At 68.0% G+C, this 25,432-nt stretch carries 21 protein-coding genes; 4 read left to right on the forward strand and 17 right to left on the reverse strand.

Annotation, left to right across the window (positions count from 1 at the left end; all coding sequences use genetic code 11):
• The first annotated feature begins 14 nt into the window (after positions 1-14).
• Positions 15-2,516 (forward strand): DEAD/DEAH box helicase, encoded by a 2,502-nt coding sequence (locus ABD768_RS18070; protein WP_343963994.1) that lies wholly within the window; start codon positions 15-17, stop codon positions 2,514-2,516.
• Between the two features lie 58 nt (positions 2,517-2,574).
• Here ABD768_RS18070 and fabV read toward each other — a convergent pair whose 3' ends face one another.
• Positions 2,575-3,750 (reverse strand): enoyl-[acyl-carrier-protein] reductase FabV, encoded by a 1,176-nt coding sequence (gene fabV, locus ABD768_RS18075; protein WP_343963996.1) that lies wholly within the window; start codon positions 3,748-3,750, stop codon positions 2,575-2,577.
• Positions 3,751-3,769: 19 nt separating this feature from the next.
• A complete protein-coding gene (gene murA / locus ABD768_RS18080) occupies positions 3,770-5,056 on the reverse strand; it encodes a UDP-N-acetylglucosamine 1-carboxyvinyltransferase (protein WP_344841935.1) in 1,287 nt (428 codons plus the stop codon).
• A gap of 50 nt (positions 5,057-5,106) precedes the next feature.
• On the opposite strand from murA, the gene ABD768_RS18085 reads away from it, so the two are divergent.
• Positions 5,107-5,694, forward strand: a complete 588-nt coding sequence (locus ABD768_RS18085) for a cob(I)yrinic acid a,c-diamide adenosyltransferase (RefSeq protein ID WP_343964000.1) — start codon at positions 5,107-5,109, stop codon at positions 5,692-5,694.
• Here the strand turns inward: ABD768_RS18085 and sppA are convergent.
• The 15 genes from sppA to ABD768_RS18160 all read right to left on the reverse strand — a co-directional run bounded on the left by sppA (position 5,687) and on the right by ABD768_RS18160 (position 21,250).
• Positions 5,687-7,345 (reverse strand): signal peptide peptidase SppA, encoded by a 1,659-nt coding sequence (sppA, locus tag ABD768_RS18090; protein WP_344841937.1) that lies wholly within the window; start codon positions 7,343-7,345, stop codon positions 5,687-5,689. The genes ABD768_RS18085 and sppA overlap by 8 nt on opposite strands.
• Before the next feature lie 22 nt (positions 7,346-7,367).
• On the reverse strand, positions 7,368-10,628 hold the full coding sequence (locus ABD768_RS18095; RefSeq protein WP_344841940.1) for a DEAD/DEAH box helicase: 3,261 nt from the start codon (positions 10,626-10,628) through the stop codon (positions 7,368-7,370).
• Entirely contained in the window at positions 10,629-11,060 is a 432-nt protein-coding gene (locus ABD768_RS18100) for a DUF2550 domain-containing protein (protein ID WP_328326862.1), read from the reverse strand.
• 92 nt (positions 11,061-11,152) lie between these two features.
• On the reverse strand, positions 11,153-11,557 hold the full coding sequence (locus ABD768_RS18105; protein WP_343964008.1) for a F0F1 ATP synthase subunit epsilon: 405 nt from the start codon (positions 11,555-11,557) through the stop codon (positions 11,153-11,155).
• A complete protein-coding gene (gene atpD / locus ABD768_RS18110) occupies positions 11,557-13,011 on the reverse strand; it encodes a F0F1 ATP synthase subunit beta (RefSeq protein WP_343964010.1) in 1,455 nt (484 codons plus the stop codon). The genes ABD768_RS18105 and atpD overlap by 1 nt, the downstream gene beginning before the upstream one ends.
• 5 nt (positions 13,012-13,016) lie before the next feature.
• On the reverse strand, positions 13,017-13,928 hold the full coding sequence (locus ABD768_RS18115) for a F0F1 ATP synthase subunit gamma (RefSeq protein WP_328326868.1): 912 nt from the start codon (positions 13,926-13,928) through the stop codon (positions 13,017-13,019).
• 6 nt (positions 13,929-13,934) lie between these two features.
• Complete coding sequence (gene atpA, locus ABD768_RS18120; protein WP_343964012.1) at positions 13,935-15,572, reverse strand: F0F1 ATP synthase subunit alpha; 1,638 nt, start codon at positions 15,570-15,572, stop codon at positions 13,935-13,937.
• 90 nt (positions 15,573-15,662) lie between these two features.
• Complete coding sequence (locus ABD768_RS18125) at positions 15,663-16,460, reverse strand: F0F1 ATP synthase subunit delta (protein ID WP_343964014.1); 798 nt, start codon at positions 16,458-16,460, stop codon at positions 15,663-15,665.
• The gene (locus tag ABD768_RS18130; RefSeq protein ID WP_343964016.1) at positions 16,460-17,035 is read right to left on the reverse strand and encodes a F0F1 ATP synthase subunit B; all 576 of its coding nucleotides are present in this window, start codon (positions 17,033-17,035) and stop codon (positions 16,460-16,462) included. The genes ABD768_RS18125 and ABD768_RS18130 overlap by 1 nt, the downstream gene beginning before the upstream one ends.
• Before the next feature lie 30 nt (positions 17,036-17,065).
• Complete coding sequence (gene atpE / locus ABD768_RS18135) at positions 17,066-17,299, reverse strand: ATP synthase F0 subunit C (protein WP_343964018.1); 234 nt, start codon at positions 17,297-17,299, stop codon at positions 17,066-17,068.
• A gap of 93 nt (positions 17,300-17,392) precedes the next feature.
• Positions 17,393-18,175, reverse strand: a complete 783-nt coding sequence (atpB, locus tag ABD768_RS18140; RefSeq protein ID WP_343964020.1) for a F0F1 ATP synthase subunit A — start codon at positions 18,173-18,175, stop codon at positions 17,393-17,395.
• A 97-nt stretch (positions 18,176-18,272) separates the two neighbouring features.
• Positions 18,273-18,488: an AtpZ/AtpI family protein gene (locus tag ABD768_RS18145; protein ID WP_343964022.1), complete on the reverse strand. Its 216-nt coding sequence runs from the start codon at positions 18,486-18,488 to the stop codon at positions 18,273-18,275.
• 126 nt (positions 18,489-18,614) lie between these two features.
• Positions 18,615-19,094 (reverse strand): Cg1360 family ATP-synthase-associated protein, encoded by a 480-nt coding sequence (locus tag ABD768_RS18150; RefSeq protein WP_343964024.1) that lies wholly within the window; start codon positions 19,092-19,094, stop codon positions 18,615-18,617.
• 195 nt (positions 19,095-19,289) lie between these two features.
• Positions 19,290-20,408: a glycosyltransferase family 4 protein gene (locus tag ABD768_RS18155; protein WP_343964026.1), complete on the reverse strand. Its 1,119-nt coding sequence runs from the start codon at positions 20,406-20,408 to the stop codon at positions 19,290-19,292.
• Complete coding sequence (locus tag ABD768_RS18160) at positions 20,408-21,250, reverse strand: L-threonylcarbamoyladenylate synthase (protein ID WP_344841949.1); 843 nt, start codon at positions 21,248-21,250, stop codon at positions 20,408-20,410. Before ABD768_RS18160 ends, ABD768_RS18155 begins: the two co-directional genes overlap by 1 nt.
• 119 nt (positions 21,251-21,369) lie before the next feature.
• Between ABD768_RS18160 and ABD768_RS18165 the strand changes: the two genes are divergently transcribed.
• Both ABD768_RS18165 and ABD768_RS18170 read left to right on the forward strand, forming a co-directional pair.
• A complete protein-coding gene (locus ABD768_RS18165) occupies positions 21,370-22,386 on the forward strand; it encodes an adenosine deaminase (protein WP_344841952.1) in 1,017 nt (338 codons plus the stop codon).
• Positions 22,387-22,431: 45 nt separating this feature from the next.
• Entirely contained in the window at positions 22,432-25,386 is a 2,955-nt protein-coding gene (locus tag ABD768_RS18170) for an AfsR/SARP family transcriptional regulator (RefSeq protein WP_344841954.1), read from the forward strand.
• Positions 25,387-25,432: the final 46 nt, after the last annotated feature.

Raw genomic sequence — 25,432 nt, forward strand, 5'->3', positions numbered from 1 at the left:
GGACAATGGTGGGGATGACGCTCACCGAGAAGCTGCCGGGAACCACCGAAGTCGATGCCCTGTACGACGCCTTTGCCACCTGGGTGGGTGAGCAGGGGATTTCGCTGTATCCGGCGCAGGAAGAAGCGTTGATCGAGGTGATGACGGGGTCGAACGTGATCCTGTCGACGCCGACCGGGTCGGGGAAGAGCCTGGTGGCGACCGGGTCGCACTTCGCCGCACTGGCCAACGGGAAGCGGACGTTCTACACGGCCCCGATCAAGGCGCTGGTGTCCGAGAAGTTCTTTGCGTTGTGTGATGTCTTCGGGGCGGACAAGGTCGGGATGCTGACCGGGGACGCGTCCGTCAACGCGAGCGCGCCGATCATCTGCTGTACCGCCGAAGTGCTGGCCAACGTCGCATTGCGCGAGGGCCGGGCCGCCGATGTCGGTCAGGTGGTGATGGACGAGTTCCACTTCTACTCCGAGCCCGATCGCGGCTGGGCGTGGCAGGTACCGCTGCTCGAGCTGCCCGACGCGCAGTTCATCCTGATGTCGGCGACCCTCGGCGATGTCGAGCGGTTCAAGATCGACCTCAACCGGCGGACCGGCCGGCCGACCGCGATCGTCTCGTCGGCCGAGCGACCCGTGCCGCTGGTCTACAAGTACGTCACCTCGCCGCTGCACGAGACGCTCGCCGAGCTCCTGGTCACCCACCAGTCCCCCGTGTACGTCGTCCACTTCACCCAGGCCTCCGCCCTGGAGCGTGCTCAGGCGCTGACCAGCATCAACGTCTGCACGAAGGAGGAGAAGGACAAGATCAAGGAGCTGATCGGGCACTTCCGGTTCAGCCCTGGCTTCGGCAAGACGCTCCAGCGGCTGATCATGCACGGCATCGGCGTCCACCACGCCGGCATGCTGCCGAAGTACCGGCGGTTGGTCGAGCAGCTCGCGCAGGCGGGGTTGCTGAAGGTCATCTGCGGCACCGACACCCTCGGCGTCGGCATCAACGTCCCGATCCGTACCGTCCTGCTGACCGCGCTGAGCAAGTACGACGGCCGCCGCCAGCGCATCCTCAAGGCGCGTGAGTTCCACCAGATCGCCGGTCGCGCGGGCCGCGCCGGGTACGACACCTCCGGCACCGTCGTCGTCCAGGCGCCGGATCACGTGGTGGAGAACGTCCGGCTGATGGCGAAGGCCGGCGACGATCCGAAGAAGCAGCGCCGGGTGCAGCGCAAGAAGCCGCCGGAGGGTTTCGTCACCTGGGGCGAGGACACCTTCGACCGGCTGGTCGCCGCCGACCCCGAGCCGCTGCAGTCGCGGATGCGGGTCAGCCACGCGATGCTGCTGAACGTGATCGCCCGCGACGGCGACGCGTTCGCCAGCATGCGGCACCTGCTGCAGGACAACCACGAGGACTCCAAGGCGCAGCTGCGGCTGATCCGGCGGGCGATCCAGATCTACCGCACGCTGCTCACCGCGGGCGTGGTCGAGCGACTCGACGAGCCCGACGAGAACGGCCGGACGCTGCGGCTGACGGTCGACCTGCAGAAGGACTTCTCGCTGAACCAGCCGCTGTCCACCTTCGCGCTGGCCGCGCTCGATCTGCTCGATCCTGAAGACCCGCTGTATGCCTTGGATGTCGTGTCCGTGGTCGAGGCGACGCTGGAGGACCCGCGGGCGATTCTGATGGCCCAGCTGCACCACGCCAAGGGCGAGGCCGTGCAGGGGATGAAGGCCGACGGGATCGAGTACGAGGAGCGGATGGAGCTGCTCGACGAGATCAGCTGGCCGAAGCCGCTCGAAGAGTTGCTAGAGGCAACCTTGGACATCTACCGGCAGACCCATCCGTGGATCGCCGAGGCCGGGCTGTCGCCGAAGTCCGTCGTGCGGGACATGTTCGAGCGCGCGATGACGTTCGGTGAGTACATCCAGTACTACGCGCTGGCGCGCTCCGAGGGCATCGTCCTGCGCTACCTCAGCGACGCGTACAAGGCGCTCCGCCAGACCGTCCCGCCGGACAAGGTGAACGAGGACCTGACCGACCTGATCGAGTGGCTCGGCGAGGTCGTCCGGCAGACCGACTCCAGCCTGCTCGACGAGTGGGAGGAGCTGACCAACCCGACGACCGAGGAGGTCGTCGTACCGGTCCTCCAAGGCCCGCGCCGAATCACCTTGAACACAAGGGCTTTCCGGGTACTCGTCCGCAACGCCATGTTCCGCCGCGTCGAGCTCGTCGCGATGCACCGCTGGGCCGAACTCGGCCAACTCGACAACGACTCCGGCTGGGACGCAGGACGCTGGGCAGAGGCCGGTACTGCGTACTACGCCGAGCACGACTCGCTACCGACCGGCCCTGCCGCCCGCGGGCCGGCCCTCTTCATCGTCGAGGAGCACCCCGGCTACTGGGAAGTCCAGCAGATCATCGACGACCCAGAGGGCAACCACGACTGGCGAATCACCGCCACCATCGACCTGGACGCCTCCGACGAGGCAGGCGACCTGGTCCTCGAGATGGTCTCCTTCAAGCCCCTCTAATTCCTTACGTCCGAAGAACTGGAGGTACGTCCACTCCACTTCTTCGGACGTAAGAGAATCAGGTGGGCCATTCGACGTCGACCTCTGCGGGGGCCTCGTAGTCCACGCCGGGGACGTCGAAGCCGTAGAGGCGGCGGACCTCCTCGTAGAACCAGACTGTGTCTGCCACCTCGGCGATGTTGTCCTGGGTTGCCTCGTCCCACTTGGTGCGCACGGCTGCTTGGACGTCGTCGGTCAGTTCCCAGCGGTCCAGGCGGATGCGGCCATCCTCATCCAGGTCCAGGGGCTTCTCGCCGGTCAGCTGATCCCAGAGGGAGATCGACTGCTGCATGGGCGTCTGCAGGCCGTCGCCGAGCACCTTGTGGAGCAGGCTCACGTACAGGCCGATGCCGGGGATCGCGGACGACGCCTGGGTGACTGCTGCGCCGTTGACCGAGGTACGGGCGTGTACGCCGTCCCTGCTGCTCAGGTCCCGCGCAGTGGCTTCCAGGTGGGCCTTGGCGGCGCCGATCGAGCCCTGGCGGTAGATCGGGCCAGTGAGCTCGCTGCCGATGTAGGTGAGAGCGACGGTGGTGAACCCGTCCTTGAGCAGCTTGCGCTCCTCCAGCGCGTCCACCCAGCGGCTCCAGTCCTCTCCGCCCATGACTGCGACGGTCTCGGCGATCTCCTCGTCGGTGGCGACCTCGATGCCGACCTCCTGGAGTACTGGCTGGCCGTCGTCGTACGCGAGGCTCTTGGTCTCCGCGGCCTGACCGATCGCCTTGATGGCCGACTGGTACGTCGTATCGGTGCGCGGGTCGACCCGGCGGGGCGCGGCGACGCTGTAGATCAGGTAGTCGACTCCCCCGAACTTCTCCTGCAGCAGGTCGAGCACGTCTGCCTTGGTCGTGTCGGCGAAGGCGTCCGCGTTGATGAAGTGGAACGTGCTGCCGACGGTTTCGGCGTACGCGGCGGTCGCAGCAGTGCGGTACCAGCCCGCGGTCGCCGTACGCCGGGCCGGCGCCTTCTCGAACGAGACCCCGATGCCGTCGATGCCGTAGCGCGCCAGACCGGCGATCGTCGCCGCCAGGCCGTAGCCCGAGCTGGACCCGATCACGAGCGCGACCGGACGCGTCTGCGGCGTCCGCGCCTCGACCTGCTCCGTCAGCCCCCGGACGATCTGCTCGCACCCGGCTGGGTGCGAGTCGAGGAAGAGGAAACCACGGCCGACGGGCTTGATCACGCGCTCAGTCATGCGACCGACCCTAGAGCATTCAGTTCCAGTACAGCTCGGCGTCGTCCGGCTCTACGGTCACGTCGGCGCCCAGGCGGCGCAGGTTGCCCGCGAAGTCGGTGTAGCCGCGGTGGACGTGGTGGGCTGCTGAGACCAATGTCTCGCCCTCGGCCGCGAGGCCGGCGATGACCAACGCAGCACCGGCGCGGATGTCGCTGGCGACGACCGGGGCGCCGGACAGCCGCGGGACACCCCGGACGACGGCGTGGTGGCCGTCCGTCTGGATGTGGGCGCCGAGCCGGGTCAGCTCCTGGGCGAAGGTGAAGCGGCCCTCGAAGAGGTTCTCGGTGACCATCGCGGCGCCGTCGCTGAGCGCGTTCATCGCGATCACGAACGCCTGCAGATCGGTCGCGAACCCCGGGTAGGGCAGCGTGACGACGTCGACCGGCTTCGGGCGGTCGTGCATGACGACGCGGAAGCCCGGATTCAGGATGGTGATCTCGGCGCCGGCCTTGTGCAGCTTGTCCAGTGGGAGCTCGAGGTGCTCGGCGTGACCGTTCGAGATCGTCACGTCACCCTTGGTGATGGCGGCGGCGAACGCCCAGCTGCCGGAGACGATCCGGTCCGGGACGGTCACATGATCGACCGGCTTGAGCAGGCCGTCGACGCCGGTGACCTCGATTCTCGGCGTACCGGCGCCGTCGATCACCGCGCCCATCTCGACCAGCATCGCGGCGATGTCCTGGATCTCGGGCTCGCGGGCCGCGTTCTCGATCACCGTGGTGCCCTTGGCCAGCACCGCGGCCATCATGATCGTCTCGGTCGCGCCGACGCTCGGGAAGTCCAGCCAGACCTCCGCGCCGTGCAGGCCCTGCGGCGCCTCGGCGATCACGAAACCGTGCTCGATATGGACTTTCGCGCCCATCGACTCGAGCCCGGCGACGTGCATGTTGAGCCCGCGGGAGCCGATGTTGTCGCCACCCGGCAGCGCCACCTCGGCGCGGCCACAGCGGCCCAGCAGCGGGCCGAGCACCGAAATCGAGGCGCGGAGCTTGCGGACCAGCTCGTAGTCGCACTGGTAGCCGATCTCGGCCGGTACCGCGATCGTCGCGCTGGCCGAGTCCGCGTCGATCTTCACCGAGCAGCCGAGGGTGTCCAGCAACTGGGCCATGAAGGTGACGTCGAGAATGCTGGGCACCTGCCGCAGCGTCGTCGTACCCTCTGCCAGCAGTGCCGCCGCCATCAGCTTCAGCACGCTGTTCTTCGCGCCCGCCACCTCGACGCTGCCCTCGAGCCGTGCCTCACCTGCGATCCGAAACCGTTCCACCCGCTGACTGTATCGGCTCGTCGTCGCAAGCTTGCGTAGAGTGCCGTGACATGGCTGTGAACTTGACGCGGATCTATACCCGGACCGGAGACGCCGGCGAGACCCGCCTGGGCGACATGAGCAAGGCATCGAAGACCGACCCACGGGTGGTGGCGTACGGCGATGTCGACGAGGCGAACTCCTCGATCGGCGTCGCGATCGCGGCCGGCCACCTGAACAGTTCCCTGGTGCTGCTGCTGACCAGGATCCAGAACGACCTCTTCGACGTCGGCGCCGACCTGTGCAACCCCATCTCCGCGGACCCGGAGTACCCGCCCCTGCGGATCACTCAGGACTACGTCGACCGGCTCGAGGGCTGGTGCGACGAGTACAACAACCGCCTCACCAAACTCCGCTCCTTCATCCTCCCGGGCGGTACGCCGGGTGCCGCGTATCTCAACGTCGCCCGCACGGTCACCCGCCGCGCGGAACGCTCCGCCTGGACCGCCGTCGAGACCCACGGCCCGACGGTCAACCTGCTCGCCATCACGTACCTGAACCGCCTGTCGGACCTGCTGTTCATCCTCGGCCGGGTAGCCAACCTGTCCTCGGGCGGCGACGTCCTCTGGGTCCCGGGCGGAGACCGCGACCCTAAGTAAGGCGCCAGCTCATCGGCATCGTGAGGATGCCGGTGGGTGGGAGGCCTAGGGCCGCGTAGATGGTGCTGGTGAGGCCGTCTGCGGTCCAGGACTTCGCTGTGGCCGCCAGGTCGTCCGTGGACTCCGGCGGGCGCAGGCGGTCGATCAGGGACCGGTGAGGCGCTGCGGTGAGGGTGATGTTGTCCCTGTCGAGGCCTGCGCGGTTGCAGGCCAGTCGCAGAGCGTGCTCGAAGCCGCCGAGCTCGTCGACCAGCTTGCGCTCGTGGGCGTCGGCGCCGGTCCAGACCCGGCCACGGGCCAGGGCTTCCAGGTCTGCGACGGGGAGGCCGCGGTCCTGGGCGGCTTTGGCGACGAAGTCCTCGTAGATGCGGTCCAGGGTCTCTTCGAGGCGCTCCCACTGCTCAGTGGTGAACTCCTCCTGGGCGGAGTACATCCGGGCGTTGGCGCCTTCCGACACAGCCTCTTGGGAGATGCCGATGCGGCCTAGGGCGTCCCGCACCACGCCCTTGCCGGAGAAGACGCCGATGGAGCCGGTGATGGTGCCCGGCTGGGCGACGATGACGTCTGCGGGCATGGCGACGAAGTAGCCGCCTGACGCTGCGACGCTGCCCATGGAGGCGACTACTGGGCGGCCGGTGGCCCGTAGGCGGAGTACCTCGTGACGGATGGCGTCTGAGGCGACGTAGGAGCCGCCTGGGCTGTCTACCCGGAGTACGACGGCCTTGACCTTGTCGTCCTCGGCTACAGCGCGCAGGGCGGCTCCAATGGTGTCCGAGCCCGAGCCGGGGCCGCCGATGGGTCCACCACCCGAATTGCGGCCGACACTGATGCCGCCGCTGATCCGGATCACCGCTACTACAGGCTTCTGCGGCCAGGGGAGATTCTTGCGGACCTCCTGCAGCGTCCTGGGTCCGCGGCGGACGTACCGCTCGGCCAGGAGCGGCGTGGTCTCCCCCAGCCGCTTCTCCAGCTCGTCGTACACATCCGACCGATAGCCGAGCTTGTCGACGAGACCAGCCTCACGTCCGGCGTCCGCTGACAGGGGCGCGTCGTCGACGAGCTCGCGTACCTTCGCAGGCTCCAGCCGGCGCCGTACTGCGATGCCCTCGACGATCTGCTCGTACGCCGACTCCGCCAGCCGCGACGCCATCTCGCGGGCCGGCCCGGACATCTCCTTCTCGGTGAAGGTCTCCACCGCCGACTTGTACTCCCGGCGCCGGCCGAACTGCGGAATCACCCCCGCCTTGTCCAGCGCCCCCTTGATGAAGGTCGCCTGAATGGACACCCCGGTGATCGCCAGATCCCCCGACGGCTGCAGCCAGATCTCGTCGAACGCTGTCGCCAGGTAGTACGGCACCGTCCCGCCGCCGATCTCGCCGAACGACTCGGTCCAGGCGACCGCACCCTTCCCCGACGCCCGGAAGTCCGCCACGGCCTCCCGCAGGTCCTGTACCTGGGCCAGCGACAGCGCCGGCCCGCCCAGATGCGCGACCAGCCCGACCACCTGGTCGTCCTCGGCGCCCTTGCGCAGCGCCCGCACCAGCTCCCGCATGGTCGGCAGGTGCCGGGCCCGGAAAGCGGCCAGCGGCGAAGCAGGCGGAGTCTCCAGGACCCCACGCGTCAGATCCAGTTCCAGCAGAATGCCCGTCATGTATCGACCCTAGACGGACCGATCAACTGAACAGGCCGCGGATGTCGTCGGGGCTGAGCCCGGCGCCGAAGGCGTTGCCCTCGTCCATCACGCTGGCGAACAGGGCCGCCTTGCGGTCCTTGAGCTCCATCACCTTCTGCTCGATGGTGTCCTTCGCGATCAGCCGATAGACCATCACCGACTTGTGCTGGCCGATCCGGTGGATCCGGTCCACCGCCTGCGCCTCGGTCGCCGGGTTCCACCACGGATCGAGCAGGAAGCAGTAGTCCGCCTCGGTCAGGTTCAGCCCGACCCCGCCCGCCTTGAGGCTGATCAGGAACAGCGGCGCAGTACCGTCCTTGAATTTCTTCAGTACCGCGGGCCGATTGCTGGTGCTGCCGTCGAGGTAGCAGTACTCGATCCCTTCCGCGTCCAGCCGCTGCCGGACCAGCTCGAGGAAGCCGGTGAACTGGCTGAAGACCAGGGCACGATGACCGCTGCCGATGATGTCCGGGAGCTGTTCGAGCAGGGCGTCGATCTTCGCGCTGGCCAGCTCGCTGTGCGCCTCGTCGACCAAGCCCGCATGGAGGCTCAGCTGCCGGAGCAAGGTCAGCGACCGGAAGATGGTGAATCGGTTCTTGTCGAAGTCGGCGACCAGGCCGAGGACCTTCTGCCGCTCGCGTTGCAGGTGGGTCTGGTAGATCTTGCGGTGCCGGGGATGGAGCTCCACCTCGAGCACCTGCTCCTGCTTCTCGGGCAGGTCCGCAGCCACCTGCTCCTTGGTCCGGCGCTTGACCAGGGGCTTGATCCGGCGACGCAGCCGGGCCAGGCGGTCGGCGTCGGCATCCTTTTCGATCGGGCGTACGTAGTACCGGTCGAAGTGGGTCGGGCTGGGGAACAGGCCGGGCGACGTGATCGAGAGGAGCGACCAGAGCTCCATCAGGTTGTTCTCCATCGGCGTACCGGTGATGGCCAGTTTGAACGGGGCCGGCAGCCGTCGGCAGCACTGGTAGAGCTTCGACTGATGGTTCTTGGTGAACTGGGCCTCGTCGAGCACCAGGCCGGCCCACGCGCGATCGGCGTACGCGTCGATGTCGAGGCGGAGCAGCGTGTACGACGTCACCACCACGTCGGCGTCGCCGATCGCCTCGTCGAGACGCTGGCCGCGACGGCGCAAGGTGTCGGCGATCGTCACCACCTTCAGGCTCGGCGCGAAGCGCGCCGCCTCGGACGGCCAGTTCGACACGACGCTGGTCGGCGCGACGATCAGGAACGGTCCGGGGTTCTCTCTTTCCTTGGCATGAGCGATCAACGCCAACGCCTGCAATGTTTTGCCGAGCCCCATGTCGTCGGCCAGAATGCCGCCGAGCCCGAACTTCCAGAGGAAGGCCAGCCAGCGGAAACCTTCCAGCTGGTACGGCCGCAGCGCCGCCTCGATCGTCGCCGGCAGCGGGGTCGCGTCGGTCGTGTCCACGGAGCGCAGCGCGGCCAGTTGTTGCTGCCAGCCCTCGGCCTGGTGCTCCGCGACGCCGAGCCGCTCCAGCTCGTCGAAGAAGCTGACCTGGTACCGGCTGATCCTCAGCTGATCGTTGGGGATGTCCTGCAGCGCTTGCGCCTCGTCGATCAGCGCCCGCAACGCCTTCAGCTCCGGCTTCTGCAGGCTGAAGTAGGCGCCACTGGTCAGCAGTACCGACGTCTTGCCGATCGCCAGCGCACGGAAGATGTTGACGAACGGAACCCGCTGGCCCTCGACCATCAGCGTGATCGCGAGATCGAGCCAGTCCGTCTCACCGGGCGGCGCCGAGGTGGTGACGCCGACGGTGACCAGATCGCCGACCTCGCGGTACTTGGCCGGCGTACCGGTCACCTCGACGTCCACCAGCGGGTCCGCGACCAGTTGCGGAAGCAGCTCGGTGCTGAACCGGACCGTGTCGAACTCCTGCAGCGTCTCGGGGAGCAACTCCGGCTGCAGATCGAGGCCGGCGAGGATCTCGCGCTCCTGATCCAGATCGCGGTAGATCTCGCCTGGCCCGGAGGTCTCGGCGACCGGCACTCGCAGCTCGGAGTCGTCGACCCGATAGAGCCAGCTCCAGCGCAGGTCGAGCGCGTGGTCAGCCCCGTACTCCGCCTGCAGACTCAGCTCCGGGCCAGAGATCGTCGGCGGGGCGAACGAGTCGTCGGAGGAGAGCACCTCGGCCACCTGGCGAAGCCTGGGGAAGTACTCAGCCCGAAAGCGGGCGCTGTCGGCCGCCGGGATCCGCAGCTCCTGCCCGGTCAGGGCGACCTGCTGGAGCTCCGGCGGCACCGACCGGGTCAGCTTGGCCAGCCGGAACCGCAACTCCTCCAGATTCGCCGCCGGATTGAGAGCCGACCGGTCGATCCACACCAGCCCGTGGCCCTCGGCGCCGATGAATTCGACGGGCACGACCTCCGGGTCGCCCTCGATCCGGATGACCGGCCTGATCAGCAGGTCACCCGACGAGTCGTTCGTGACGTCCAGACCGAACTCGGCCACGCCGTACGGCTCAAGATCTCCCATCGCCTTCTTGCTGTAGACGAGCCGGACGCCCGCGGCCAGCGCCTGGTCCAGCAACGGCCAGAGCTGCCGGCTGTCGAAGGCCGACAGCTCGATCGTCTTCTCGTCGCCGTGGTAGTACGACCTGGATCGCCGCGAGCTGTACGACGCGTAGAGCTCCTGCAGCGCCTGCGACTGGGCCTTGACCAACTCGCCGTACGGGTTGTCCAGCGTCGTCCAGGTCAGATTGCCCCGGATCCAGCCCTTCTTGCCCTGCCGCACCACCCGGGCGCTGACCATCGGGCTGTCGGAGTTGGACCGGCGCTTGGTCGAGTACTGGGTAGGCGTCAGCAGGGTCAGCTCGATCGCCAGCGGCGCGGAACCCAGTCGGTCGGCGGTGGGCCCCCGACCGACCAGCGACCCCAACGACGACTCCCAGCCGGCAGCTCGCCTGGCCGGACCTGCGGCCGCGGTGGGCTCCGCGGCGGACATGATCGCTTCCAGCGCCAGCGCGGCCACGTGCTTGCAGTCGAACCCGACCTCGCAGCTGCATTCACCGTCGAGGTAGTCCACCTGGCCGTCGTCGGCGAAGGTCAGGTAGATGACGACGTCGTACAGGCTCTCCAGCTCCGCGCGGACCTGGCCGCGGAGCGTACTGGCCGACGAGTCCCACGAGACCGAGCGGACCGCGCCGCCCTGGGCGTAGCCGAGTCCTCTGGCGTAGGCGGCCTCCCCGACCGCGTTCTCCACGACGACCGGGCTGAGGCCGTTCACGATCGCGGCCGGCACCTACAGGTACGTCTGGGTGCTGGGCGGTGCGGATTCCATCCAGGCGAGGACGCCGGTGAGGGCCTCCTCGGTCATCGCGAAGTGCACGGTCCGGTCGCGCAGCTCGGCGTCGACGATGACGTGGCCGGCGTACGTCACGAGCGGCTCGTTGCCCATCGGGCGGCGGGTGGTCACGCCTTCGAGCTGGCGGCGGTTGACGGTCAGCTTCGGCCACCAGGCCAGGCTGAAGACCCGGAACCACTGCAGGTCGTCGCCGACGTAGCGGGCCAGTCCCAGCGCCCAGCCGCGGCCGTGGTCCTTCTCAGCCAGTTGCAGGCTGCAATCGAACGTGCCGCCGTCCCTGGACAACCAGCGACGACGGCACGCGAAAGCGATGATCAGCAGTACGGCAGCAAGGCAACAGACCCCGACCAATTCGAGGACTGTGCTCATAAGTTGCCAACCTCATTCCTGGCGCCCTCGCTGTGGTGACGCCATCCCCGAACCGTACTGAATCCAACTCTTTTCAATTATGGCAGGTGGGTTCAGGACGCCTTCTCGGCGGCCCTCACCCTGGCCTCGGCGAGCCGGACCTGCTCCTGCTCGTCCTCGCTGTCGGTCCCGGTGGCCTGAGCCTGCTCGAGCGCCAGCTTGGCCTCTTCCAGGTCGATGTCGTGCCCCATCTCGGCGTTCTCGGCCAGGATCGAGACCCGGTCGTGCGCCACCGAGATGAAGCCGTCCGGAGCGGCCGCGACGAAGTACTCGTCGTCGACCGTCCGCACCTGGACGGTGCCGCCCTGCAGCAGACCCAGCAGCGGCGCGTGGCCGGGGAGGATACCGATGTCGCCATCGGTGGTACGGGCGATGACGATCTTCGCCTGTCCCTCCCAGACCACCCGTTCGGCCGCGACCAGCGCGACCTCGAGGTGCTTGCCGGACTCGTCAGCCATCAGAGTTCCTTCTGGAGCTCAGCCCAACGCCGCTCGACGTCGTCGAGCGAACCGACGTTGAAGAAGGCCTGCTCGGCGATGTGGTCGCACTCGCCCTCGGTGATCTTCTTGAACGACTCGATGGTGTCCTTCAGCGGCACCGTCGAACCCGGCGTGTTGGTGAACTTCTCCGCCATGTACGTGTTCTGCGAGAGGAACTGCTCGATCCGGCGCGCGCGGGCGACGGTGATCTTGTCCTCTTCGGAGAGCTCGTCGACACCCAGGATGGCGATGATGTCCTGCAGTTCCTTGTTCTTCTGCAGGATCTGCTTCACCCGGACGGCCACGTCGTAGTGCTCCTGGCCGATGTACTGCGGGTCGAGGATCCGCGACGTGGAGGTCAGCGGGTCGACGGCCGGGTACAGACCACGCGACGCGATGTCACGCGACAGCTCGGTGGTCGCGTCCAGGTGCGCGAAGGTGGTGGCCGGCGCCGGGTCGGTGTAGTCGTCGGCGGGCACGTAGATCGCCTGCATCGAGGTGATCGAGTGACCGCGGGTCGACGTGATCCGCTCCTGCAGGATGCCCATCTCGTCGGCCAGGTTCGGCTGGTAACCAACGGCCGACGGCATCCGGCCGAGCAGCGTGGAGACCTCGGAACCGGCCTGGGTGAAGCGGAAGATGTTGTCGATGAAGAGCAGTACGTCCTGCTCCTTCACGTCGCGGAAGTACTCCGCCATCGTCAGCGCGGACAGCGCGACACGCAGCCGGGTGCCCGGCGGCTCGTCCATCTGGCCGAAGACCAGCGCGGTGTCCTTGAAGACGCCCGCGTCTTCCATCTCACCGATCAGGTCGTTGCCCTCACGGGTGCGCTCACCGACGCCGGCGAACACCGAGGTGCCACCGAAGTTGTGCGCGATCCGGTAGATCATCTCCTGGATCATGACGGTCTTGCCGACGCCCGCGCCGCCGAACAGGCCGATCTTGCCGCCCTGCACGTACGGGGTGAGCAGGTCCAGCACCTTGATGCCGGTCTCCAGCATCTCGGTCTTGGACTCGAGCTGGTCGAAGGCCGGCGCCTTGCGGTGGATCGGCCAGCGCTCGGTGATCTCGAACTCGGACTCGTCCTGGTTCAGGCACTTGCCGGTCACCGACCAGACCCGGCCCTTGGTGACGTCGCCGACCGGCACGGAGATCGCCGCGCCGGTGTCACGCACCTCGGCGCCGCGGACCAGGCCGTCGGTGGGCTTCATCGAGATCGCCCGGACGATGTTGTCGCCGACGTGCAGCGCGACCTCGAGGGTGATCGTGGCCGTGACGTCGTTCAAGGTGATGTCCACCTCGAGCGCGTTGTAGATGTCGGGCATCGCGTCCGCGGGGAACTCGATGTCGACGACCGGGCCGATGACCCGGGCGACGCGGCCCACGGCACCTGCCGCGCCGCTGTTGTCCTTCTCGGTAACCGTGGCAGTCATCTCTCTCACTCGCTCCCGGCGTTGGCGTCGGCCAGCGCGTTCGCGCCACCGACGATCTCGCTGATTTCCTGGGTAATGGCCGACTGACGCACCTGGTTGTACTCGCGGGTCAGTCGTTCGATCAGATCCTGCGCGTTGTCCGTGGCGGACTTCATCGCGCGCTGCCGGCTGGCCAGCTCGGACGCCGCCGCCTGCAGCATGCAGAAGTGGATCCGGCTCGCGACGTACTTCGGCAGCAGCCCGTCCAGCACGTCCTCGGCGGACGGCTCGAACTCGTACAGCGGCAGTACGTCCTCGGCGGCCGGCGCCTCCTCGCCCTCGACGACCTCCAGCGGCAGCAGCCGGATGACGTCCGGCTTCTGCGTCAGCATCGAGACGAACCGGGTGAAGACGATGTGGATCTCGTCCACGCCGCCCTCCTCGGTCGGCTTGAGGAAGGCCTCGATCAACGCGTCGGCGATCTCCCGTGCCCGGGCGAACGACGGCGCGTCGGAGTCGCCGCTCCACGACTGCGCGACCTCGCGCTGCCGGAAGGTGTAGTAGGCGATCCCCTTGCGCCCGCTCAGGAACGGGACGATCTCCTTCTCGCTCTCCCGGAGCAGCTGGTTCAGCCGCTCCCCTTCCCGGATGACCGAGGAGGAGTACGCGCCGGCCTGGCCGCGGTCAGAGGTGATCAGGAGAACCGCGGCCCGCTTGGGGTTCGGCTTCTCGGTGGTCAGCGGGTGGTCGACGTTCGAGAACGTCGCCACCGCCGACACCGCTCGGGTGAGCTCACGCGCGTACGGACCGGCCGCCTTGGCGCGCTGCTGCGCCTTGACGATCCGGGACGCAGCGATCAGCTCCATCGCACGGGTGAGCTTCTTGATCGTCGAGACGGAGGCTCGCCGATCCTTCAGCTCACGTTGGGTTGCGGGCATGGACGATCAGCCCCGCTTCTGCTTGGTGATCTGCTCCTGCTCGACGTCCTCGGAGTCCATCGCCGCCGTCTCTTCCTTGCCGACCAGCAGCTGGCCGTCGGAGGTCTGGAAGGTCGGCTTGAACTTCTTCAGCGCGTCGGTGACCGCGTCGGCCGAGTCGTCCTCGAACTTGCCCGACTCGCGGACGGCGTCGAGCACGTTGCTCTCCCGGCGCAGGAAGTCCAGGAACTCACGCTCGAACCGGAGTACGTCGTTGACCGGGACGTCGTCGAACTTGCCGGTGGTACCGGCCCAGATCGAGACGGTCTGGTCCTCGACCGGGTACGGCGAGTACTGCGGCTGGCGCAGCAGCTCCACCAGCCGCTGACCGCGGTCCAACTGGCGGCGCGAGGTGGCGTCGAGGTCGGAGGCGAACATCGCGAACGCCTCCATCGCGCGGAACTGCGCGAGGTCCAGCTTCAGCGAGCCGGAGACCTTCTTCATGCCCTTGACCTGCGCGGCGCCGCCGACTCGCGACACCGAGATGCCGACGTCGATGGCGGGGCGGATGTTGGCGTTGAACAGGTCCGACTGGAGGAAGATCTGGCCGTCGGTGATGGAGATGACGTTGGTCGGGATGAAGGCCGAGACGTCGTTGGCCTTGGTCTCGATCACCGGCAGGCCGGTCATCGAGCCCGCGCCGAGCTCGTCGCTCAGCTTCGCGCAGCGCTCGAGCAGCCGGCTGTGCAGGTAGAAGACGTCACCCGGGTAGGCCTCACGGCCCGGCGGGCGGCGCAGCAGCAGCGACATCGAGCGGTACGCCTCGGCCTGCTTGGTCAGGTCGTCGAAGACGATCAGGACGTGCTTGCCCTGGTACATCCAGTGCTGGCCGATGGCCGAACCGGTGTACGGCGCGACGTACTTGAAGCCGGCCGCGTCGGACGCCGGGGAGGCAACGATGGTGGTGTACTCCATCGCGCCGGCCTCTTCGAGCGCGCCGCGGACGGCGGCGATCGTCGAGCCCTTCTGGCCGATCGCCACGTAGATGCAGCGGACCTGCTTCTTCGGGTCGCCGGACTCCCAGTTGGCCTTCTGGTTGATGATCGTGTCGATCGCGATCGCGGTCTTGCCGGTCTTGCGGTCGCCGATGATCAGCTGACGCTGGCCGCGGCCGATCGGGATCATCCCGTCGATCGCCTTGATGCCGGTCTGCATCGGCTCGCGGACCTCCTGGCGGTCCATCACGCCGGCCGCCTGCAGCTCCAGCGCGCGGGTGCCCTCGAGGCCGGTGATCTCACCGAGGCCGTCGATCGGCTTGCCCAGCGGGTCGACGACGCGACCCAGGTAGCCCTCGCCGACCGGCACGGACAGGACCTGGCCGGTCCGGCGGACCTGCTGGCCCTCTTCGATGCCGCCGAAGTCGCCGAGCACGACGACACCGATGCTGCGGACGTCGAGGTTCAGCGCGATGCCCTGGGTGCCGTCCTCGAAGACGAGCAGTTCGTTCGTCATCGCCGAGGGCAGGCCCTCGACGTGCGCGATGCCGTCACCCGCGTCGATCACGGTGCCGACCTCTTCGCGGGCGGCCTCGTCCGGCGTGTAGTCGCGGACGAACTGATCCAGGGCGTCCCGGATCTCCTCCGGCCTGATCGTGAGCTCAGCCATTATCTTCCGTCCCTGCTTCCTTGACCTTTGCTGGCCTGGTGATGGGCTCTAGAGGCTTGCTGACCACTAGCGCCGATATGTCGTTAGGGGTCAGCCCGCGATGCGCCGTTGCGCCTCGTCGAGCCGGGCCGCGATGGTTCCGTCGATCACTTCGTCACCGATGTCCACCCGGACGCCGCCGACGACGGTCGGGTCGACGATGACGTTCAGCTGGATGTCGCGGCCGTACTGCCGGCCGAGGACCGTCGCGAGCCGGGTGCGGTCGGCCTCGGACAGGTCCGCGGCGACCCGGACGGTCGCGATGCTGGCGCTGCGCCGGGCGGCGGCAGCGACCTGGTACGACCGCATCGAACCCGCGAAGCTGCGGCCCCGGCCGTCCACCGCGCGCTCTGCCAGCCGCACGGTCACGTCGGTCGCCTTGCCCTGCAGCAGCTTGTGGAGCAGCTGCTGGCGGGTGGCCACCGGGATGTTGCGGTCGCTCAGCTTGTCGCTCAGCGCCCGCTCCGCGGTGATGATCCGGTCGAGCCGGAACAGCTCGTCCTCGACGTCGTCCAGCTTGCGCTGGCCGTCGGCGTAGGCCACGTCGGCCTGGACGCTCAGCTCGTCGAGCGAGTCGCCGAGGTCACGGCCGCTGACCCAGCGGCCGGACACCGCGGCGGTGAGGATCTCCAGCGCCTGGGCGGAGATCTTGCCGCCGAGCAACTGCTGGGCCAGACCGGTCCGGGTCGCCGAGGGGCGGGCCGGGTCGGTCAGCGCCCGCCGGAGCGAGCCGTTGCCGTCGAGCAGCTTGGCCACCGAGAACAGTTCGGCGCCGAGGCCTTCGGTGACGGTGACACCCGCCAGGGCCTCCTGGGCCTTGGCGAGTGACTCCCTCGATGTGCCGCGCATCAGCCGTCCGTTCCGACGGCCTGCCGGGCCGACTCCGAGGCTTCGAGATCGGCCAGGAAGCGCTCGACGGTCCGGCGCTGGCGCGCCTCGTCCTCGAGCGACTCGCCGACGATCCGGCCGGCCAGCGTGGTCGCCATGGTGCCGACCTCGCTGCGCAGCGACGCCACGGCCTGGGCCCGCTCGGCGTCGATCTGGGTGCGGGCGTGGTTCACGATGCGCTCGGCCTCGGTGTTGGCCTGCTCACGCATCTCCGCGATGATGAGCGCACCCTGCTCGCGCGCGTCCTCGCGGATCTTCGCAGCTTCCTGCCGGGCTTCCGACAGCTGTGCGTTGTACTTGTCGAGCGCCGCCTTCGCCTCGGCCTGGGCCTGCTTGGCCTCGTTCATCCCGCCTTCGATCGCCGCGGTCCGATCGGCGTAAGCCTTCTCGAACTTCGGTACCACGACCTTGGCGAAGGCGATGGCCAGCAGGATCAGGAAGACGAAGCCGAAGATGATCTCAGCCACGTGCGGCAGCAGCGGGCTGGGGGTCTCCTCAGCGGCCGCTTCTGTCAGCGGGAGAAGTGTCGTCAGCATGTCTCAGTCCTGTCAGTCAGGGGTGGAAGATCAGGCGCCGGTCTTGCCCTTGAAGACGAAGGCGAGCGCGATACCGATGATCGCCAGAACCTCGGTGACGCCGAAGCCGATCCACGCGATCGACTGCAGCTTGCTCTGTGCCTCGGGCTGACGCGCGGTGCCGTTGATGACCGCGGCGAAGATCAGACCGACGCCCACGCCCGGGCCGATCGCGGCGAGGCCGTAGCCGAGGACGGCGATGTCACCGGTGATTGCGAGAGCCATGTTGCTCACCATTGCGGTGTTTCCTTTCGGTACGGATAGGGACTATCCGGGTTTCCGTTACGACGGGTCTGGGTTACAGCTGGGTGGTGATGGTCAGTGCTCGTCGGAGATCGCGCTACCGATGTACTGCGCGGTCAGTACGACGAAGATGTAGGCCTGGATGCACTGGACGAACAACTCCAGGCCGCCGATCGCCAGCGCCATCAGCCAGGTGATGATGCCGACACCGCCGATCGCGATGCTGCCGGAGTGCAGCACCATGTACTCGCCACCGGTGACGAAGACCAGCAGCAGGATGTGGCCGGCGAACATGTTGGCGAACAACCGCAGGCTCAGCGAGATCGGCCGGACCAGGATGTTCGAGATGAACTCGATCGGGATCATCAGCGGCATCAGCCAGATCGGCACACCGGCCGGCATCGTCTGGTGCTTGAAGTAGCCCCACAGGCCCTTCTTCTTGATGCCGACGAAGTTGTAGATGACCCAGCTCATCACCGCGGCCACGTACGCCCAGCCGATGTGGCTGAAGGTCGGGAACTGGAGCAGCGGGATCGTCGCCGCGACGTTGTTCAGCAGGATGAAGTAGAACAGGCCGCACAGGTACGGCACGTACTTCATGTACTCCTGGCTGCCGATCGCGTCGCGAGCCATCGAGTTGCGGACGAAGTTGTAACCCAACTCGCCGGCGAACTGCAGCTTGGACGGCACCACGGCGGCCTTGCGGGACGCACCCCAGTAGAACCAGATGATCACCACCACCGACAGCGCGGCGATCAGCACCGGCTTGGTGAACCAGTCGACGCCGTCGATGATCGGCGGGGTGTCGAAGCTTTGTGGACCGGGTGGGATGAACTCGGTCGGAACGCCGGCGCTCACCGGGTCTCCTCTCGCGTCGTGCTCAAGTCGTTCGCCATAGGGCTAAGGGCAGGGCGGCTCAGGGCAAGGCGGTCAACTACGTCAGACCCGGTAGGGCTCAGGACCGCTGCCGGTACCGGAAGTTCAACAGCAAGATCGTCAGGCCGGCACCGAGCACGATGCCCACCGGAAGTAAGAACTTGGTGCCCAGCCAGCGATCCAACCCGAAGCCGATGCCCCCGTAGACGAGGACCCCGCCGATCAAGTAGGACAGGACCCGCCAGCCATCGCCGGATGTGTTCGGCGTCGGCTTCGGATCCTCGTTCTGGCTCATTGGCACCCGAAAGGTACCAGTCGGCGACACGCCGGGTCACATCGGCCTGAGCGGGGTGTCCAGTGCCATTCGACACACCTTTGATCACAGCTTGGAAACGGCTCTCCGAGGCGTTACCGACTGTGCTCACGGGTTCACCTCGTGGTCGAGGTCGTAGATCGGCACGCGCAGCCGGGACCAGGACCAGATCTCGCCGGCCATCCAGCCCATCACGACCACCATCGCGGTGATTCCGAGGGCGGTCAGGTTCACGTTGCGGGCCAGCGAGTCGGAGTTGATCGCGAGGGCGAGCAGGCCGCCGAAGATCGCGATCCGGCCGGTGTAGGAGGCCATCGCGACGCCGAGCTGCATGGTCGGGCTGGTGTGCCGCGCCGCATGCAGCGCGAGCAGGCCTGCACCGGAGAAGACCAGCACGATCAGCAGGCCGAGCAGTGCGCCCCACAGCCCCTTGGACCCGGCGGCTACGGTCGCGACGGCGGCTGCGTTCACGCCGACGACCACTGCGGCGACCGCGGCGCCGCGCAACATCGCGAGAGCCGGGTGCTTTGTCGCTTGGCCGGCTTCTTTGGGGCTACTTACCTGGGCGGTGTCAGCCTTGGGGGGCATCTGGTGGTTCCGTCCTGCTGGCGACCGGGATTCTTGCCCTCGGTCGTCTGGTGGGCGGGGTCAGGGGTGAAGCTGTTGATTGCTGGTGCTTGTGAAAACTAGCACAAAGTCTTCACGGTCAGCAAAACGAGCGTCCCTGCCGCTGTACACGCACACCTTATCTGTAGGCCACGACACCTACTGGTCTGGTCCCGGTCAGACCTTGGAGAGCGCCCTCCCGGAACGCCTCGGCAGACCGGTGGTCAGCAGGATCGCGGCCACGGCGACGGCGAGCACGAGCAGCGTCGTCCACCACTTCAGTTGCAGCCCGAGAACCACCACGCCGAAGGCGATGAGGAAGGTCCACAGGTACATCAGGAGGACCGCGCGGCGATGCGAGTGACCGCGCTGCATGAGGCGGTGGTGGAGGTGCAGCTTGTCCGCCGCGAAGGGCGAGCGGCCGGCCTTCGTACGCCGGATGTAGGCCAGTGTCAGGTCGAGCGCGGGGATCGCCAGGACCGCGATCGGGAGGATCAACGGGAGCAGCGCGGGCAGCAGGCTGGAGCCGCCGACCTCGTACGGGACGGCGTTGGGGTCCATCTGGCCGGTCAGGCTGATCGTCGAGGCGGCCAGCATCAGACCGATCAGCAGGGCCCCTGAGTCACCCATGAACACTCTTGCCGGGAAGAAGTTGTGGGGCAGGAAGCCCAGGCAGGCACCGGCCAGCGCGACCGTGATCAGGGTCGAGGTGGTGGCGCGGTCGAGGTTCTGCTCGACGTTCAGCAGGTACGAGTAGGTGAAGAAGGCGGCCGCGCCGATCGCGGTGACGCCGGCGGCCAGACCGTCCAGGCCGTCGACGAAGTTCACCGCGTTGGTGGAGACGAGCAGGATGCCGGCGGTCAGCACGGCCAGCTGCGCGGGTGGCGGCGAGAAGATGCCGCCGGGCAGCGGGAGCCAGTACAGCTGGATGCCTTGGACGACCATCACGCCGACCGCCAGGACCTCGCCGGCCAACTTGGTGATCGCGTCCAGTTCGTACAGGTCGTCGACGACGCCGACGGCGCAGATCACCACGCCGCCGATCAGGATCGCCCGGGCGTCGTGGGCGACCTGCAGGCTGTCGCCGAGGAAGGGCAGGCTGGAGGCGACCGCGAAGCCGGCGATCAGGCCGCCGAGGATCGAGATCCCACCGAAGTACGGGATCGGCACCTTGTGCACGTCCCGGGTACGGACCTTGGCCACCGCGCCGTACCGCAACGCGATCTGCCGGGCCACACCGGTCAGCAGAAAGGTCGTGGCCATCGCCACGAACAGGACCAGCAGATACTCACGCACTAGTCCGCAGGCCTCACATCAGCTGTCTTCTCGTCACCGGGCTGGTCATCGATCTTCTCTTTGGACGCCTCGACCGGTGCTTCGGTTGGCTCGTCGGCCGGTGCTTCGGTTGGCTCGTCGGCCGGCTTCTCGTCTTGGACGGTCTCGTCGGCCGGCTTCTCGTCCTGCGGCTGCTCGTCCTGGGGCTTCTCGTCGGGCTCGAGGTCGGTGGTGGCCTCGGGGACTACTTCGCGGATCTGCTGGACGGACATGGCGCCGATCCGGACGATGTGGGGCACGTCGCCGGTCAGGTCGACGATGGTCGACGGCTGGCCGCCGGTGGCGACACCGCCGTCGAGGTAGACGGCGACCGAGTCGAGCAGCTGCGCCTCGGCGTCGTACACATCCAGCGCCGCCGGCTGCCCACTCAAGTTCGCCGAGCTCACCGCGAGCGGTCCGGTGCGGGACAACAGCTCACGCGTGTTCTCGTGGTCGGGCACGCGCAGCGCGACGGTCCCCTGGGTCTCCCCCAGGTCCCACATCAGCGACCCCTGTGCATGGCAGATCACGGTCAGCGGCCCCGGCCAGAACTTCTCGCACAGCTTGCGCCCGGCCTCCGGTACGTCGGTCGCCAGCGCGTCCAGCGACTCGACCACCGAGATCAGCACCGGCGGCGGCATGTCGCGACCGCGGCCCTTGGCGTCCAGCAGCCGTTGCACGGCGTCGGCCTTGAAGGCGTCCGCCGCGATCCCGTAGACGGTGTCGGTCGGCAGGACGACCAGGTCGCCCGCCTCGATCGCGTCCACGGCCGCACGATAGGCCGGGGCCAACTCGTCACCGGTGAAGTCAAAGCGCTCGCTCACGGAGTGAATCGTGCCACTCCGGTGGCTACACGCCCCAATCGGGTTCGCCGCACGCACTCCTGACAATCATCTGTCAGCTTCCCGGCGGGCGACCGGACAGCATGCATAAGATCCCCGCCATGACTGTGACACGCGACTTTCTCGCCGGCCTGCCGAAGGCCGAGCTGCATGTCCACCACGTCGGCTCCGCCTCGCCGCGGATCGTCGCCGAGCTCGCCGCCCGGCATCCGAACTCGGCCGTGCCGGCCGACGCCGCCGCGCTCGCGGAGTACTTCGTCTTCACCGACTTCGCCCGGTTCATCGAGATCTACCTGTCCGTGGTGGACCTGGTCACCACGCCCGAGGACGTCCGGCTGCTCACCTACGAGGTCGCCCGCGAGATGGCCGGCCAGAACATCCGGTACTCCGAGCTCACCGTCACGCCGTACTCGTCGGTCAAACGGGGAATGGCCGCCGAGGCGTTCTGCGAGGCGATCGAGGACGCCAGAACCGCCGCGGAGAAGGAGTTCGGCGTCGTCCTGCGCTGGATCTTCGACATCCCCGGCGAGTCCGGCCTGCCCGCGGCAGCCGAGACGCTGCGGATCGCCACCGAGGTCCGCCCCGACGGCCTGGTCGGCTTCGGCCTCGGCGGCCCGGAGATCGGCGTACCGCGGCCGCAGTTCGCCCCGTACTTCGATGCCGCCCGCGCCGCCGGTCTGCGCAGCGTGCCGCACGCCGGTGAGTCGACCGGCCCGGAGACCATCTGGGACGCCCTGCGGGTACTGAAGGCCGAGCGGATCGGTCACGGAACCTCTGCCCTGCAGGACCCGGCCCTGGTCGACTACCTGGGCGAGCACCGGATCCCGCTCGAGGTCAGCCCGACCTCCAACCTCGCCACCCGCGTCGTCGCGTCGTACGACGAGCACCCGCTGCGCGGCATGGTCGAGGCCGGCCTGGTCGTCACCATCAACTCCGACGACCCGCCGATGTTCGGCACCGACCTGGTCAACGAGTACGCCGTCGCCGCCGACCTACTCAACCTCGACAACCAGGGCGCGGCCGACCTGGCCCGCACCGCCGTCCAGGTCTCCTTCGCCGACGACACCACGAAGACCAAGCTGATCGCGGAGATCGACGAGTACGTGGCCAAGGCGTAGTCACTCGGTTGCCGGTGGCCCTCCTACGCCGCCAGACTGCGCAGTGTGACTGCGGGACTGCGCATTGAGCTGCTCGGCTCGCTGTCCGTCCGGCTGGACGGACAGCTGGTCGAGGTGGGTCCGCTACGCCAGCAGGCGCTCCTCGCTGTGCTGGCCCTGCGTGCCAACCGGACCTGTACTCCGGAAGAGCTCTTCGACGCGGTCTGGGGCGACAAGCCACCGGCAACCGGCCTCAAGGTCCTACCGCCGTACATCTACCGAATCCGCAAAGCGCTGGCCGTCGAGGGCCTGCTGGAGCGGACCAGGGACGGGTACACGCTGCGGGTGACTCCCGACGCAGTCGACGTCAACCGCTTCGATGCAGCAGTGCAAGCCGCCGAGGCTCAGCAGGATGCAGGAGCCTATGCCGAGGCGCTGAATCTCTTCCGCGGTGAGCCACTGAGCGGGCTGCCGGGCCGCTACCTCGCTACCCACCGACAGCGGCTCGTGGAGCGGCGCTACAAGGTCCTGAGCGACCGCATCGACCTCGACCTGGCGAGTGGACGCCACTCGGCGGTCGTGGCCGAGCTAGTGACCGCAGTAGCCGAGCGGCCTCTCGATGAGCGCCTGGCTGGCCAACTGATGCTCGCCTTGTACGCCAGTGGCCGACAAGCAGACGCATTGACGGTCTACAAGCAAGCCAGGGACACCCTGGTCGACCAGCTCGGCGTAGAGCCCGGCCCGGAATTGCGGGCGACCCATCAGCGGATCCTGCGCAACGAGAGCGAAGCACGGCCCGGGCGGGACGAATTGCCCTACCAGGACTCAGCATTCGTCGGGCGCGACACCGAGTTGGCGGCAGTGGTCGCCGCATTGAGTCGGGAGGAACGCACTGCACCGCCGATCGTCACCGTGGACGGTATGGGTGGGGCGGGCAAGACGGCGCTCGCCGTACGGGCTGCGCGTGAGTTGGCTGACGTGTACCCGGATGGGCTGCTGTATTTGCAGTTGCACGGGCATACGCCTGGGCGGGGGGCTCTCGAAGTACGGGCTGCGCTGGAGCATCTGCTCAGCAGCATTGGGGTGAAGCCGGAGCGGATCCCGCGCGAGCTGGACGAGCAGGCCGCGTTGTGGCGGTCCGAGGTCGCCGGGCGGCGGGTACTGATCGTCCTGGATGACACGCCTGACAGCCGGCTCGTCGAGCCATTGTTGCCTGGGGCCCCTAGCTGTGGCGTGTTGATCACCAGCCGCCGGCAACTGATCGGCATCGACGCGGCCCGGCGGGTTCCGCTCGGGGTGCTCGGCGCGGAGGACGCTGCCCGGCTGCTGGTCGAGATCGTCGGCTCCGAGCGTGGCGGTTCGCACGAGGCCGCGCAGGAGTTGGTGGAGCTCTGTGGGTACCTGCCGCTGGCGATCCGGATCGCTGCGGCGCGGCTGCGGCACCGGCCGACCTGGACGGTCGAGCACCTCAACCAGCGGCTGCAAGCACAGGACCGTGGGCTGGACGAGCTCACGGCCGACGGTCGCGGGCTGGTGTCGACGTTCGCGATGTCGTACGAGCAACTGAGCCCTGAGCAGCAACGGATGTTCCGCTACCTCAGCCTGCTCCCCGGCCGGGACGTGGACCGCTATGGCGCGGCCGCACTCGCCGGTGTGGAGCCGTACGACGCCGAGCCGTTGCTGGAGGACCTGCTGGACGCCAGCCTCCTGCTGCAGTCAGCGCCGGACAGGTTCCAGTTCCACGACCTACTGCGCCAGTACGCCGGCAAGCTGAGCCAGCAGGACGCCTTGGCCGATCGTGAGGCCGCCGTCGGCCGCTTGCTCGAGTACTACCTCCAGACATCCCATCGCGCCGTGTCGCTGCTCACGAAGCTCCGCTATGTCGATCTCAGCGAGCGAGACTCAGTCGCCGGTCCTGTGTTGACGACTCCCAAGGAGGGCCGGGCTTGGGGTGATGCGGAAGGCGACAACGTCGTCGCCGCGGTCCAGCGAGTGGCTGACGGCTCCTTCGACGAGCAGAGCTGGATGATCGCCGCAGCGTTCGCTCGCTACTTCCATGAACGGAACCTGGTCCATCAACGGACGACGCTGCTGGAACTCGGCTTGGCTGCGGCTGAACGGCTCGGAGCTTCCGTACCGCAGGCCCGCGTTCTGTTCGTCAAGGCTGTCCTGGAGAGGCCCCAGCGCGGGCCGCTGGCGACGCTGGGCCCGGTCCGGGCCGCTCTGGAGCTGCTGGGCGACGACGATCCCGTGCTACGCATCCAGCTGCTCAGCCTCCTCGGTGAGGCGCTGCGGCTGATCAATCCTGGCGAGGAGGCGGTCGCCGCCCACACCGCGGCGCTCGAGCTCGCCCAGGCGATCGGCAACCGGCCCGCGGCCGCGCACGCGATGGCCGAGCGGGCGATCACCGAGGGCGCCCGGGGCGAGCACCGGCAAGCGCTGGAGTCCTACCGGCTGGCCTTGTCGATGGCGAGGGCCGACGATGACCGGACCTTGCAGCCGCACCTGCTGAACGGCATCGCGGAGTCGTACAACGAACTCGGCCAGCCGCTGCTCGCGATCGAGGCGGTCAAGGAGTCCCAGGCGCTCGCGGCCGAGCTCGGGATGCGCTTCAGCCGGACCGACTCGCTCTGCCAGCTCGGCGCCGCTCACCGTCAGCTCGGCGACTTCGCCCAGGCGATCGAGCTCCAGCAGCAGGCCCTGTCGATCGGCCTCGAAACCGCCAGCGTGTTCGCCACCGACGAGGCCCGGACCCAACTCGGCCGCTCCCACCTCGCCGCCGGCCACCTCGAGCAGAGCAAGCGGTACTTCGAGGCGCTCCTCGAGAGCGCACAAGAAGACCACCGCCGTCTGATCGCGGCCCGGGCCCTAGCCGGCCTAGCCGCCTGCGCCGAGGCCGCCGGAGCCCTATCCGAAGCCGCAAAGCTGCTCGACGCAGCCCTCGAGCGACTCGGCACCATGACACCCCTGCACGCCGCCGAACTCCGGCGCCGCCGAGCAGCCCTCCCCCGCACTGCCTGACCCGCGTCGTCCACGCCCTCCGCCGCGTGGTTTTGTCGGCTCGCCG

Source organism: Kribbella ginsengisoli (assembly GCF_039537185.1).
Taxonomy (GTDB): Bacteria; Actinomycetota; Actinomycetes; order Propionibacteriales; family Kribbellaceae; genus Kribbella; species Kribbella koreensis.